At 50.5% G+C, this 14,363-nt stretch carries 9 protein-coding genes and 1 pseudogene; all 10 read left to right on the top strand.

Annotation, left to right across the window (positions count from 1 at the left end):
• Positions 1 to 12: 12 nt before the first annotated feature.
• Complete coding sequence (locus C1T21_RS16615) at positions 13 to 900, top strand: dihydrodipicolinate synthase family protein (protein WP_103049032.1); 888 nt, start codon at positions 13 to 15, stop codon at positions 898 to 900.
• 15 nt (positions 901 to 915) lie between these two features.
• Entirely contained in the window at positions 916 to 2,352 is a 1,437-nt protein-coding gene (locus C1T21_RS16610) for an aldehyde dehydrogenase family protein (protein WP_103049031.1), read from the top strand.
• Positions 2,345 to 2,659: a (2Fe-2S)-binding protein gene (locus tag C1T21_RS16605; RefSeq protein ID WP_103049030.1), complete on the top strand. Its 315-nt coding sequence runs from the start codon at positions 2,345 to 2,347 to the stop codon at positions 2,657 to 2,659. The genes C1T21_RS16610 and C1T21_RS16605 overlap by 8 nt, the downstream gene beginning before the upstream one ends.
• Positions 2,656 to 2,991: a (2Fe-2S)-binding protein gene (locus tag C1T21_RS16600; protein ID WP_023987257.1), complete on the top strand. Its 336-nt coding sequence runs from the start codon at positions 2,656 to 2,658 to the stop codon at positions 2,989 to 2,991. The genes C1T21_RS16605 and C1T21_RS16600 overlap by 4 nt, the downstream gene beginning before the upstream one ends.
• On the top strand, positions 2,988 to 4,211 hold the full coding sequence (locus tag C1T21_RS16595; protein ID WP_103049029.1) for an NAD(P)/FAD-dependent oxidoreductase: 1,224 nt from the start codon (positions 2,988 to 2,990) through the stop codon (positions 4,209 to 4,211). The genes C1T21_RS16600 and C1T21_RS16595 overlap by 4 nt, the downstream gene beginning before the upstream one ends.
• 86 nt (positions 4,212 to 4,297) lie before the next feature.
• Entirely contained in the window at positions 4,298 to 6,598 is a 2,301-nt protein-coding gene (locus C1T21_RS16590; protein ID WP_103049062.1) for a glycoside hydrolase family 127 protein, read from the top strand.
• Between the two features lie 434 nt (positions 6,599 to 7,032).
• A complete protein-coding gene (locus tag C1T21_RS16585) occupies positions 7,033 to 7,977 on the top strand; it encodes a stalk domain-containing protein (RefSeq protein WP_103049028.1) in 945 nt (314 codons plus the stop codon).
• A 4-nt stretch (positions 7,978 to 7,981) separates the two neighbouring features.
• On the top strand, positions 7,982 to 11,263 hold the full coding sequence (locus tag C1T21_RS16580; RefSeq protein ID WP_103049027.1) for a DUF5704 domain-containing protein: 3,282 nt from the start codon (positions 7,982 to 7,984) through the stop codon (positions 11,261 to 11,263).
• A 105-nt stretch (positions 11,264 to 11,368) separates the two neighbouring features.
• Positions 11,369 to 11,479, top strand: a pseudogene (locus C1T21_RS27050) (hypothetical protein); the annotation flags it as partial.
• 295 nt (positions 11,480 to 11,774) lie between these two features.
• Complete coding sequence (locus C1T21_RS16575; RefSeq protein WP_103049026.1) at positions 11,775 to 14,267, top strand: rhamnogalacturonan lyase; 2,493 nt, start codon at positions 11,775 to 11,777, stop codon at positions 14,265 to 14,267.
• The last annotated feature ends 96 nt before the right edge of the window (positions 14,268 to 14,363 follow it).

Below are 14,363 nucleotides of genomic sequence, written 5' to 3'. Positions count from 1 at the left end.
GTTGGTGAGCATATGGCACGTTTTGAAGGTGTATATGTGGCCTTGGTTACACCGTTCACGGCAGAGCTGGAGGTAGACCATAAGCGTCTGATCGAGCTGTGCGAGCATCTGATTGCAAGCGGCATTAGCGGACTGGTTCCTACGGGATCGCTGGGAGAATATGCGGCTTTGTCCCCGGAGGAACGGTCGCAGGTTGTGCATACCGTAATTGACGCTGCGGCAGGGCGTGTCCCGGTTGTTGTCGGTTCGGCGGCTCCGTCCACCAAACAGGCGGTGCATTGGATTCAGCATGCGAAGGATGCCGGGGCTGCGGGTGTTATGGCACTGCCGCCCATTAATTACAATCCACTGCCTCACGAGGTAACGGCCCATTATGAAGCATTATCGGAGGTGGGCTTGCCGATCATTGCGTATAACAACCCCCATGATTACAAGGTTGACTTGACTCCAGATATTCTTGCGGACTTGTCGCGAATTGAAAATATCGTAGCAGTCAAGGAATTTTCCGGTGATGTACGGCGTATTCACGCTATTTTGGACCAGACGGAGCTGGAGGTCATGGTTGGAGTGGATAATCTGGCAATGGAGGGGGCATTGTTCGGCGCGACAGGCTGGATTTCGGGAGTACCGAATGCGCTGCCCAAGGAAGGGGTGGAGCTGTTCCGGCTTGCGCAGGCGGGAAATATGGCGGAAGCGTCCGCGTTGTATCGCAGGCTGCTGCCGCTGTTCCACTATGATGCCAGCCCACAATTGGTACAGTCCATCAAATATATGATGGAGCTGGCTGGATTTCCGGTCGGCCCGACACGTCCGCCTAGACTTGCGTTGCCGCAGGCGGATTATGACCGGATTCGCGAAGCTTTTGAGGTGGCAGTTCGTCCGAGCGGGGTTTCATCCTGAATGGAGGTGAAGACGATGGAGAGCCGAAATTGGATCGGCGGTGAGTGGCTGAGCCCTTCCGGCGAGGAAATGGTGGTTCACAATCCTTCGTCCTTGAAGGAGGAGGTCGGAGTCGTCCATTTTTCAGAAACGGGCGATATTACACAGGCCGGGGACGCGGCACGGCTGGCTCAGGCGGGCTGGGCTGCTTTAAGTCCCGCAGCTCGGGGAGTTTATCTGTTCAAAGCAGCCGGGTTACTAGAGGCAGTATTACCTGAATTGGCTGAGCTGGCTAGCCGTGAGATGGGCAAGCCGATTACCGAGATGCGCGGAGAGGTCATGCGAGGTGTCCATCTGCTCCGGTACTATGCGGCAGAGGGCGTACGTTCCATCGGTACAGTCATTCCTTCGAATGAGCCGGGAGTGCTGCAATATACGAAGCGCATTCCGCTGGGTGTAACGGCTGTTATTACGCCATGGAATTTTCCGGTAGCCATTCCGCTGTGGAAAATCGCCCCTGCACTCCTGTGCGGAAACACGGTCATCTGGAAGCCTGCCGAACATGCTTCATTAACCGCAGTACGGGTCGCCGAGCTATTCGAGGCGGTGCAGCTTCCGCCCGGGGTACTGAACCTCGTCATTGGGCAGGGTAGCCGTATTGGCGATGCCTTACTGGAGCATCCGGTACTGGATGCGGTCAGCTTCACGGGTTCTACCGCTACAGGTTTGGGCATTGCGGGACGGTGCGCACGCCGTAATATCAAGTACCAGACCGAGATGGGTGGTAAAAATGCCGCTGTAGTGCTGAAGGACGCGGATGTGGCGCAAGCAGTAGCGATGATTGTTAGCGGAGCTTTCCGTTCAGCCGGGCAAAAATGCACGGCCACCAGCCGGGTAATTGTGGAACAGCCTGTCTATGAGACGTTCACGGAAGCCTTACGCCAAGCGGTGGAAAAAATACAGATCGCTCCGGCGCTTGACCCTGGTGCGTATCTTGGACCTGTAGCATCCGCAGGTCAGTATGAGAAGGTTATGTCCTATGTATCACTCGCCCGCCGGGAAGCTCACATTTTGGCCGAAGGTGGAGCCACCGCCGGGACGGAGAACGGGTATTATGTGCGCCCACTGATGGCGACTGGACTGAATTCGTCCCATCCTTTGATTCAGGAGGAGATTTTTGGACCTGTGATGGGGGTCGTGCAGGCGGACGACTTTGAGGATGCGATTCGACTGTGCAATGATTCTATTTATGGATTAAGCGCCTCTCTATTCACCCGCGATTTGCGGCTGGCTCACCGGTTTCTGGATGAGGCGAACGCCGGTATGGTCCGGGTTAATCAGGAGACGGCTGGTGTTGAATACCAGGCTCCGTTCGGCGGTCTGAAGCAATCCAGCTCACATACCCGGGAACAGGGCCAGGCGGCGCTGGATTTTTATTCAGCGATTAAAACCTGCGCGATCAGCTATGAGTAAGCGGGCGACGGGACGAAGTGAGACGGTTGGGAGCGCATCAGGTCATTTGCTCGTATGTCGCTGTGAAGAAGTGAGTATCGCACAGATGGAGCAGGCTTGCCGCATGGGCGTGGACACCGTGCGACAGCTTAAAATGGCTACGCGGGTGACGATGGGGGCATGTCAGGGCAGGGTATGCCGACAATTGGTAGAGTCATGGTTTTACAGTCAGTATCCTGCTGCCCGCCGGGAGGCGGAGCTGTTATCGCAAAGGCCTCCCGTACGTCCCGTAACGTTCGGGCAGCTGGCAGAGGGAGGTTCTTTATGAGCCGCATGCGTATTGTAAATCACCCTATTTTGGGGCCAAAGCCGGAGCGGCGGCAGGTATCTTTTATTTTTGACGGTCGTCCCATGCAGGGATTGGCTGGAGAGCCATTGGCAGCAGCACTGCTGGCCAGCGGCGTCCGTTTGCTGAGAAGGCATGAAGAATCCGGTACGGCCAGAGGTGTATACTGCGCCATTGGGCATTGTAACGAATGCCGCCTGACGGTTCATCCGTTCGGTACCGTCCGTTCCTGCCTGACCAAGCTGGAGGAAGGCATGGTGGTGGAAACCGGACGGCAGCTTTCGAATGAAATCACAGGGAGAATTGTGACATGAATGAAATGGCGCATCTCATCGTCATTGGGGCGGGTCCCGCCGGATTGTCCGCAGCGGTATCGGCTGCTGAGCTAGGATTGCCAGTCACGGTACTGGATGAGTTTACAGAGCCGGGTGGACGCATGCCCGGGCAATATCATGAGGAAGGCAGTCAAGGCTGGTGGGTTGGAAAACACGTTTCGGATGAGCTGATTACCCGTTGCAGGGAACTTGGGGTGGACATTCGCTGCGGCGTTTCCGTACATGGTATGGAATATACAACGACGTGGGAAATTTCCACTTCCTGTGGATTGTTCACTGCGGATTACGTATTGCTAGCGACTGGAGCTGCCGAAATTCCCGTTCCGCTGGATGGTTGGACGCTGCCCGGCGTAATGTCCATCGGGGCCGCGCAGGTGATGACCAACGTTCATTATGTCAAACCGGGAGAACGCGGCATCATAGTAGGCATGAACGTATTGTCGATGGCGATTGCTCGCGAGCTGTCCGTCGCCGGAGTGAAGGTGGCGGCGATTACACTGCCGTGCGCTAATCCGCTGGCTGGTGCGGCGGCAGATCCGACAGCCTCCGCGAAGCTGCTGCTTCAGCTGTCCGGGCTTGCTCCTGCCGCCTGGATGCGTGTAGGCGGCAGGCTGGCAGCTGCGATGCGGATGGAGAAACTCATCGCGTGCTGCTATCCCCACAGAGGCTTCCGTCTGTGGGATATCCCGATCCGTTTGCGGACGGCGGTGCTGTCCGTCAACGGGCAGGACCGGGTCGAATCCGTGACCCTGGTCCACGTTAAACCGGACGGCTCGCCTATTCCCGGCAGCGAGCGCGTCGAACCCGCCGACTTCGTGGCGCTGAGCGGCGGCTTGTACCCGCTCGCTGAGCTGGCGGCGGTAGCCGGGTGCAAATTCGTGTACAGCCCTGAGCTAGGCGGGCATGTTCCACTGCATGGTGAGCGAATGGAAACCACGCTCAAAGGGCTGTACGTTGCCGGCAATATTACCGGCATCGAAAGCGGGCTGGTCGCGATGGCCCAAGGTCGACTAGCCGCCGCTTCCATGCTCCATGCCGCTGGACTCGGCGGAGCAGGCGGGGAACAGCGGATACAGGAGGCGATCCGTGAGGTCCATTTTGCACGGAAGCATGCGCTGATTCAGTTTCATCCCGGCATTACAGAGGCGAGAACGCAGCTGTACCAGCAGTGGGGGCAAACCTCTGGCAGTGGCGCGTAACGGCTCGTTGTGTTTGATATGCGTTTTTTTATCCTAAACTCGCCTTAAAGGAGGAACGGAAAGTGACTCTTAAAGCAAAAGCCCATATGAAAGCAAGGCCGTTTGCACTGAACGAGGTAGTATTGGCTGAAGGTCCCTTCAAACAGGCAATGGAGCTGAACCGATCTTATCTGTTGGAGCTTCAACCAGACCGCCTGCTGGCGCGTTTTCGGGAATATGCCGGACTTACGCCCAAAGCACCCCAATATGAAGGCTGGGAAGCGATGACTATTTCCGGTCATACACTGGGACATTATTTGTCCGCTTGCTCCATGATGTATGCTTCAACGGGCGATGAGCGTTTTAAAGAAATTGCACATTACATTACGGATGAACTAGACGTTTGTCAGGCGGCGCATGGTGACGGATATGTATCCGGTATTCCAGGGGGGAAGGAACTTTTTGAAGAGGTGTCTGCCGGAAATATTCGCTCGAGGGGCTTTGACCTGAACGGTGCCTGGGCACCCTTGTATACACTGCACAAGTTATTCGCTGGCCTGCGGGATGCGTACCATTTGACAGGCTGTGATAAGGCATTAGATGTAGAGCGTAAGCTGGCGGACTGGCTCGAAGGAATTATGAAGCCGATGAGCGATGAGCAGATGCAGCAGATGATGTTTTGCGAATATGGAGGCATGAATGAGGTATTGGCCGATTTGTATGCGGATACCGGGGAAGAGCGCTACTTGTGGCTGGCTGAGTGCTTCTGGCACAAGCTGGTGCTGGACCCGCTTAGCTCGCAGGAAGACTGTTTGCAGGGTATCCACGCCAATACACAGATTCCGAAGCTGATCGGGCTTGCCAAGGAATATGAGCTGACCAATGATACGAAACGCCGGGCAACGGTGGAGTTTTTTTGGGAGCGGGTGGTGGATCATCATTCGTATGTTATTGGCGGGAATAGCTTTGGAGAATATTTTGGAGCGCCAGATGGCTTGAATGATCGCATCGGGCCTCATACGACGGAGACATGCAACACCTATAACATGCTTAAGCTGACCAATCATCTGTTTCAATGGAATGTTTCCGCCAAGGAAGCAGACTTTTATGAGCGAGGTCTATTCAATCATATTTTGGCCTCGCAGGACCCGGTTCACGGGGGCGTAACATATTTTTTGTCGCTGGCGATGGGCGGGCACAAGCATTTTGAAAGCAAATTTGACGATTTTACGTGCTGTGTCGGCACAGGAATGGAAAACCATGCGAGCTACGGCAGCGGCATTTATTTTCACGATCACGATAAGCTGTATGTCAATCAGTTCATTGCCTCCACGCTGGAATGGAAGGACAGAGGCGTTACGCTAAAACAAAACACTTCCTATCCAGATACGGATCATACGACGCTGGAGATTCAATGCGATCAACCTGCCTCATTTATGCTACTCATCCGCTATCCATATTGGGCTGAAAAAGGAATTACTATTCGTGTAAATGGCAAGGAACAATCGGTTGTATCGGAACCGGGCAGCTTTGTCTCCATCGCCAGAACGTGGATTGACGGTGATGTTGTAGAGGTGACGATTCCGATGTCGCTGAGACTGGAGCAGATGCCGGATAACCCGGATCGGGCAGCTGTCATGTATGGACCGCTGGTGCTGGCAGGCGACCTGGGACCCTTAGAAGATCCTAAAGCCAAGGATTTCCTGTACACACCGGTATTCATCCCCCAAACGGAAAAGCTGGATGCCTGGATTCAGCCCGTGGAGGGCAAGACCAATACGTTTCGTACCTTGAATGCAGGGCATCCCCGGGATGTGGAATTGTCTCCTCTGTATAAAATGCATGACCGTACGTATTCCGTATACTGGGACATTTTTACCAAGGAAGCGTGGCAGGAGGCGGAACAGGAATACACAGCGGCACGCGAAAAGCTGGCGATTCTGGAGCAGTGTACGATTGACTTTGCCCAACCCGGAGAAATGCAGCCGGAGCGGGATCATAACTTCCAGGGAGATGCTTCGACTCGCACCGGATATGTGAATAACCGACCTTACCGGAATGCGGGAATTGATGGCTGGTTTTCTTTTGATTTAAATACAGATCCATCTGCTCCGATGCTGTTGGTCATTACCTACACAGCTACACTGGAAATGCCTAACTGCGGTTTTGATATTTTGATTAACGGTCATCCGCTTGAGCATTTTAGTGAAGGCTTTGATGAGGCCGATAAGTTTTACAACGTTAATGCCGCTATTCCGGCTGCATATCTGGAGGGGAAGGATCAAGCGACGGTGACCTTCAAGGCCAAGCCGGGACAGCGTATTCGCAGATTGTTTGGGCTGAGGATGGTCAACAAGGACGTGTATGAGCAACTCTATCAAGCTGGAAGTTCAGGTATACATGAATGATCTTTGAAATGTTTCGTGAGAGAAAAGTAACGTTTGATTTTTAGTCCGGTATGATTTATGATGTAAGAAATAATGGATGATGCTGGAATAATCCATATGGTGGTATAACTGATATATTCATAGTTTTTTTTGCGCGTGAAGCACACGGGCTGTTTCTTCCTTCATAGGGGAGAGGCAGCCCTTTTTTGTTGGGATTTTCAGAAATATAACTTTTTTAAGAGACAGTTCTATGATTTAGGGGGAGGGATTGCTCAATAGAGTCTATTTTTTGGAATACTTTATATTAGAAGTTTTTCTTATAGATTTTGTAATAGGGAAACCCTATAATATATAAGTTGTATCCAGTATTTTCCGAAAGTGGGGATGCGATAAGTTTATGAGATTAGAGATGATATACATAGTTTAAAGTTTAAGCTGACAAAGGGGATAGAGAGATGAGTATGAAAAAATGGATGTTGAGTTTGACCGTAGTCACGTTGCTATGGGGCGCGACAAGTACGATTCCAACCACGGAGGCAGCAAGCAGCACCAAACCCATTGAAGTCTTGTTAAACGCGAAAAAAATACAGTTTCCAGATGCTAAACCTTTTCAGGATAGTAACGATTATGTGATGGTTCCCATTCGTTTTGTATCCGAAGCGCTAGGGGCTAAGGTAGGCTGGGAGAAAACAGGCGGTCAATTGGCTGTGTCGATTAAAAATGATGCACATGCTGTTAACATGACAGTGGGTCAAAACACCGCTACCGTGGATGGGCAGACCAAAACGTATGAAACGAAGATTATTTTGAAGCAAAACCGTACTTTTGTGCCGCTGCGGTTGGTAAGTGAGGGTCTGGGGCAAACGGTGGAGTGGGATAAGGTCAGCCGCTGGGTCTGGATTGGGAAGAAGGAAATTGCTGCGCTGGAGGATACAGGGCATCAGGCGGTGAGTATCGAGCCGTATAAGAAGGCGATTAACACTATACCGAACCTCATTAACAATATTACAGGTAAGCCATATGATAAAGTAGTACTCTTTAAACAGTCTGACTTGCCTATCAAGTTACTGCATGATATTTACTCTGTCGAGCCGTACACGTCTCCAAAGGGTGTGCCTTATCTGAGAATTAGAGTAAAGACCAATTCCACTGCAGGGAGTATTTTCTTCCTGACCAAGAACAAGGATACACGCCTGCGTTCTCCATTGAGAGAGATTACCCAAGATAACGGAGACGGTACAAAGATGATATACTACCCAATTTATTCATCTGGTGATGAACTCTTTCAGGGTATAAAAAACTATAAATCCTTTAAACTGCAAGACATTGAATTCATTGCATTTGACCTTGCATCAACGGAATACATCCCGATGATGGTCAACCCGTGGAAGGGTAACTAAATCTATGAACAAAGCGAAACAAATTCTGGCCGTATTGCTGGTGGGGGTACTGCTACTGTTGCAGCTCCCACCTTTTTCTTTTCTCACAAATAAGGCAGTAGCAGATACGGAAATTACACCGTTGTCCTACTTTGCAGACAAGAATGACCGTTACTTTGTCGGCATGATGTACTTCGACATGTGGAAGAATACCGCTGGGACTTGGGTCACTGATGGTGGTAAACAGCCAGACAAGGACATGCAGGGTGAAGCCAAGTTCACCTACAAATTTAATTTTCCAGGCCGTAAGATTAAGAAGGTAACAGCTCGCTTGTATACAGCGGAAGACTATGTGAGTCATGGCGAATACTTTCTTAAATCCCGAGCTGATAATTATATGGATTATGCACGTGCCATGAGTAAAGGCACAGATAACGAGAAGGATATCCTTCCCTTTGAGAAACAGGGGATTGGAACGGATACCACCATCATTCCGATTACTGTAAATATAAGACTGAATGCGATGGTTCGAGCTGAGAATATCAAGGAACAGAGCTGCCCCACGTGTGCCAAAGAGGTAGAAGCCTGGCGTATCTACCAGCCTATCCTATTCAAGATTGAACTGGAGAGTGGTCTGATCGTCAAGCATTTTACCATTGATGGAAAATCGCTTAACAACGTTTTTACACCAATAGAAGATGAACTAAAAGCTGATCAACTGTATGATTTTACTCCGCCAACCAACCCGAAATATGAGTATGTGGGTTATAAGAAAAGCACGACCGATAAACCGCCAAGCGGAGATATTTTACCGGGAATTGTACCCGGATTTACCTATGACGGTTCTTTTGAGCAGTTTACCGCTTATTTGTATTACAAAGAAGCTCAGGGCTGTCCTAAGCCTGGAGAAAGCCAAGAGGGGGCACCCTCAGATTGCCAAGATAATGAACAGCCAACAAAAGGTGTTGTCTGCTCCCGCCCCGTTCCAGGTCTGCGCTTGGAAACTGCCGAATTGGACCCGACAGTATCTGCTGTTATCAAAGCGGACCAGCGTGGTCGGGAACGATTTGACGTATCCAAAGGTATTCCTACATCTGAAAGCCTATACGGTCATGTGCAAGCGAAGAGATACCTTTTTCAACATAAGTTTGTGAACATGACAGGCCAGTGTACATATACAGTGAATGTAAAACGGGAATATCGGTTGACCTGGCGGCCTAAGAAAAAATCTCGGCGGAGTGAGACGGTGAAGCGAACCTATACTTACCAAATCGTTCGTCCGTACTCATATTGGAAGATAGATAATTTGGAGGTGTATGGCATCAAGGAGGCTGCGCTCCGAAATTATGCGTTACCTAATGAAACAATCACCCTGCGTCCGCAATCCTATACACCTCCTTCCTATGTTGCAGCGACTCAGGGCTATTTTTATCCGCCCCCTGCACCCGGGACAGTGGATGGCGGCAGCCGTAGCAAAAATGGTGGCAGCAGCAAGCCAAGTGTGCCTGATGACCGCAGTGCACTGAAATCCAAGGCAGAGGGGGCCGTTAAGGAAATCGAAGTGGAGAACGATACTCTGACCTTTGAAAATAAAATCATTATGAATCCGGAGCGCGTCAAGGTGAATGGCCCTAAGCCAGGCGTTATACCCTCTTCCGGAGCGATTGGGCCGGATGTGCTGTACAGTCCGAATCATGTGATTGATAAACATAAGGTAAATAAACCCAATACGCCCAGCAGCGGTGACATCAATTACGCTATTCTCAAGGGAAATATCAATGGAGGTGCGGATAAAACGTTCCCGATACAGGGAATTAATACAGTGACTGTCCACACTCCCGTAGTGAATCTGTCTAGTGTGTCGGACGATGCTGCTCATAATCAGAAAACCCAACCTACGAAGGGACGATCCGCGCTTATTTTGGAGCGCCCTTTCCGGTTGACGATCTCGACAGCAGGCCCACATTTGAACATTCCCGGCTATGGTGATCGGGAGTATGCCAAATATGTACGAACCAAGCAGGTGCGATTTCCGTTCGATGTGTACGACAAAGGAAAGACACTATTTTATCCACGAGGTACCTGGATCGACATTCCGGTGCTGCAACTGGAGACAGACTTTTATTTGCCCGTATGGGTGGATGAAGGCAACTATACAGTAGAGTTCCGTACCATTGCCGAAAATGCACCGGACGGATTCACCGAACAGCGCCATGCCAACACGGATATCGCCCATCATGTAGCCAATGATGTGGTGAATATTGAGGTCATCGGACGGATGTACGATTTTCATATCACGGATATTGCTGATTACCATTGGGAGCGGGTGTTTCGGCAGCGAAAAGGAAGCCCGATGCATAGCGGCCTGTCCTATTGGACGGGGCTTGGCAATATTGACGGGTTGCCTAGAGGGAACCCGGAGCCATTCACCTTGCCCGTTCGCCCCGGCAGTCACCCATATGAAGGTTATGCAAATGTGGCGGTCAAAACAGGTTATCATTTCAAGTTTGACCTCAAAACCAAAGGGAATATGTTTAGCGCCAAGGACGGTATTCGCATTACGCCATCGTTCTATTGGGTGAGCAAAGATGGGCGACAGCGGGAAGAGGTGGATCTGTATACACATTCCGGCAGTCGAAAATTTATCCGTTTGGGATCGGCGGAGGACCGTGAAAAGCGATATGTTATTTTGAATGAACGGCTACGCAATGTGCCGATGGAGGAAATGCAGGACGCGGCAGCCTACCAATACAAGCATGAGCTGAGTGAAGCACAGCAAAGCCAGTTGACACTGGAACGTTATGTTTCCCTGTATGCCCACCGTATTGCACGCAGCAAGACCTGGATTGGACGTTACGACTGGCTGGTGCTGCCTGCGGCTGTGCGTACCTTGATTGGTCCGAAGACAGACCTGCCCAATGGGGTCAACGTGGATCGCGCTAATGCCTCGATTCAGCGCTGGTATGGCGAATATAGCCTGCCTGCTGATGTTTACGCAGTCACCAAAGGCACGGATTTGCGCGAGGTCAGTCGCCGTCAGGAGCTAAACGAGCATACAGATATATTCAAGAAAACGGGTTTTATCGTCGTCCGCTTTAATGTGGAGTCACTGCGTCAGGGGGACGCTGAGCATCCGCATTTACAGTATATAAATGGTCCGCTATTGAACCAGTGGCAACTGGAGGGTTACCGCCGAGAGATTAAAGACCCTTACGGGCATATCTTTCATTTACAGGACGGGGATGTAGTATTTTATCATACGGATCAGTCCAGTCGGGACGATTTCAGTTCATTTGTCCCTCACTAGCTTGCAGTAATCAAGATGAATCCTAATCCATAGCTAGCGCGAAAAATACGAAAACAGACAATGGGAACAATCCACTGTCTGTTTTTTTATATTTCCTTTTGAGTTTATGCGAATATGATTTTGCCTACTTCCTCTGCCTTCATGGGGAGTTTGGCGGTGTCGGGTATTCCATATCAGAAATGGGTTCGCTTCTTTTGGCCGTTACTGGCCATCTGATTCGTACTGGGTGCAGTATTCGTGGTTGTAGCTCAAATTATTGGATATCACTAGAGTATAAAAGTGAGATTAGACATGTATTCAGCCCTTAGCATGCCGTTTTCATACAGGCTTGGTGAGCGCTGTTTTATTTGGAATGAGTAAACAACACGGATTTGTGTAGAGAAATCCTCGGATATTTAAACGCGTTTGGGGGAACGGCAAAACTATAATAGTAAGGAAATTTAATTTATGTAAGCGCAATCATTTCAGGTATTTGCTTGTCATTACAATACAATTGAGGAGGACGACCTGGATGGCTCAAGGGAAAGGCGCATGGCGAAAGGGAAGCTTGACCGCCGCGTTGGCAGCGATGCTGGCGATGACGGGGACGACTGGAGGAGTGGCTGCGGAAGACTTATCCGAACCCACACTGCAGGCGGAATCAGCAATCGCAGTTGAACAGAACCGTAGCGGCAGCATTCAGCTGGAAAAGCTGGATCGCGGACTGGTAGCTGCGGTGACGCAGGAGGGGGTATTTTTAAGCTGGCGGTTATTGGCTCAAGAAGTGAACGGTTACGGTTCAACGGGGCTGACAGGAGCGGACTTTAACGTATATCGTGACGGTAAGAAGATCGCGACGGTGACCGACAGTACCAACTATGTGGATAAGGAAGGGAATGGGAAATCGGTATACAGAGTAGCTTCAGTCGTTAATGGACGGGAAAAGGATCGTAGCGCCAAAGTGAAGCCATGGCAACAGGGTTACTATGAACTTCCTCTCCAAAAGCCTGCCGATGGCGTAACACCCGCAGGTGAATCCTATACTTATTTGGCCAACGATATGAGTGTGGGGGATGTGGATGGTGACGGGCAATATGAATTTTTTGTAAAATGGGACCCGTCGAACTCCAAAGATGTATCTCAGAAGGGGTATACCGGAAATACGTATGTTGATGCGTATACGGCCGAAGGCAAGCTGTTGTATCGGATCGACTTGGGCGTGAATATTCGATCAGGTGCGCATTATACACAGATGATGGTGTACGATTTTGACGGCGATGGTAAAGCCGAGCTGATGTTCAAGACGGCTCCAGGGACCAAAACGATTTCTTTTGATAAGAAGGGCAAGCCGAAAAAAGAAAAGTATATTACTCTGCCACGTGAGGATCGCAAAGCAGGGATTACACATGAGGACGATTACCGTTTGAGCCGCTCGGATTATTATGAGCATGTGGTGAACATGTTCATGAACTGGACGAAACATGAAGAAGTGGTCAAGGGACAATGGCCTGCTACGCTGGAGGAATGCTTTGGCATCGCTCCGAAGTACAGTTATCCGTTATCCCGAAAGGATGCGGAAAGCCTGACAGACTACTTTATGGATGTATATGCACCATCACGGAGCGACAAAAACAAGCTGAGAGAGTTCGAGGGCTTTATTGTCGATGGACCGGAGTATTTGACGATTTTCAAGGGGAAAACGGGTGCTGAGCTGGATACCATCCGCTATGAGCCGGAGCGTCATGACGATGGCCTCATGTGGGGCGACTACGCTATGGCCCGAATTGAACCCGCCAACCGTGTAGACCGCTTCCTGGCAGGTGTGGCTTACCTGGACGGACGCAAGCCGTACGCCGTATTTGCACGCGGCTATTATACGCGTTCCACCTTGGCCACCTACACATGGGATGGCCGCCATCTCCAAAAACATTGGATGGTGGACAGTGGCTGGACACCAATGACCAATCCATTTAACGATAGTCCGCACGGGCGTGATGGAACGGACCCGAAATTTGGCACCTTGACCACACAGGGAGCGCATTCTTTGAGCGTGGTGGATGTGGACGGTGACGGCAAGGATGAAATCGTATACGGTTCCGCCACGATTGACCATGATGGCAGCCTGTTGTACAGCTCATTTGATGTCATGCCTCCTGAAAGCGCAACTCCGGGTCAAACCGCCAGATTGGGACATGGCGATGCGCTGCATGTAACCGATATTGACCCGGATCGCCCCGGCAAAGAAATCTTTATGGTACATGAAGGTGGCACCTACGCTCCATATGGCTATTCTTTGCGGGATGCCAAAACAGGTGAAATCATTTACGGCGCATATTCCGGCAAGGATACAGGTCGGGGAATGGTCGGTGACATAGACCCGGATCAGCGAGGTCTGGAGACGTGGGCCATAGGCCTGTGGACCGCAGCGGGGAAACAGCTGGATACGAAGATGCCGGGTACCAATATGAGTATCAAATGGGCAGCTGATATGACCACACAAATCGTAAACGGCGCAATTGATGTAACCCCAACCATTGAGGATTGGAAACGAGGTACATTGTTGACCGCTACTGGAACCAAAACGAACAACTATACGAAAGGAACTCCATCGCTGGTAGCCGACATTTTCGGAGATTGGCGGGAGGAAATGCTCGTCCGCACAGCGGACAGCTCAGCAATCCGTATCTATCTGAGCACAGAGCCTACGACGCATAAATTGTACACGTTAATGCATGATCCGCAATATCGCACGGATGTGGCGCGTCAAAATACTGGGTATAATCAACCTTCCTATACGAGCTTTTACTTTGGGTCCGATATGGACTGGGCGAATGTGCCGATTCCCAAGCTCTACACGCCAAAAGCCTTGATGGAGGAAGACAACAGTGATGAGGTGGATGAAGTAGAGACAGCAGAGGTAGATGAAAAAGAAGTCGATGGAACGAAAGTCGATGGGACGGAAATAGATGTGAAGGAAATAGAGGGAGAGCCAGTAGTTCCTGTAGTTCCAGCAAAGGATTTATAAACCACTAGATGAAGACTAAGATTCTATTTCCGCGTATAAATTAGTTAATGGATTTAGAAAAAAGGCAAGCCTCTGAATTTTAGAGGCTTGCCTTTT

Origin of the sequence: Paenibacillus sp. F4 (assembly GCF_002894905.1) — a bacterium.
GTDB classification, from domain to species: Bacteria; Bacillota; Bacilli; order Paenibacillales; family Paenibacillaceae; genus Paenibacillus; species Paenibacillus polymyxa_B.
This window is presented reverse-complemented; position numbering and strand designations above follow the sequence as displayed.

Coding starts and splice junctions, on each gene's coding strand:
- C1T21_RS16585 (WP_103049028.1), top strand. CDS start 7,033: ATGAGTATGAAAAAATGGATGTTGAGTTTGACCGTAGTCACGTTGCTA.
- C1T21_RS16605 (WP_103049030.1), top strand. CDS start 2,345: ATGAGTAAGCGGGCGACGGGACGAAGTGAGACGGTTGGGAGCGCATCA.
- C1T21_RS16580 (WP_103049027.1), top strand. CDS start 7,982: ATGAACAAAGCGAAACAAATTCTGGCCGTATTGCTGGTGGGGGTACTG.
- C1T21_RS16590 (WP_103049062.1), top strand. CDS start 4,298: ATGAAAGCAAGGCCGTTTGCACTGAACGAGGTAGTATTGGCTGAAGGT.
- C1T21_RS16575 (WP_103049026.1), top strand. CDS start 11,775: ATGGCTCAAGGGAAAGGCGCATGGCGAAAGGGAAGCTTGACCGCCGCG.
- C1T21_RS16610 (WP_103049031.1), top strand. CDS start 916: ATGGAGAGCCGAAATTGGATCGGCGGTGAGTGGCTGAGCCCTTCCGGC.
- C1T21_RS16595 (WP_103049029.1), top strand. CDS start 2,988: ATGAATGAAATGGCGCATCTCATCGTCATTGGGGCGGGTCCCGCCGGA.
- C1T21_RS16615 (WP_103049032.1), top strand. CDS start 13: ATGGCACGTTTTGAAGGTGTATATGTGGCCTTGGTTACACCGTTCACG.
- C1T21_RS16600 (WP_023987257.1), top strand. CDS start 2,656: ATGAGCCGCATGCGTATTGTAAATCACCCTATTTTGGGGCCAAAGCCG.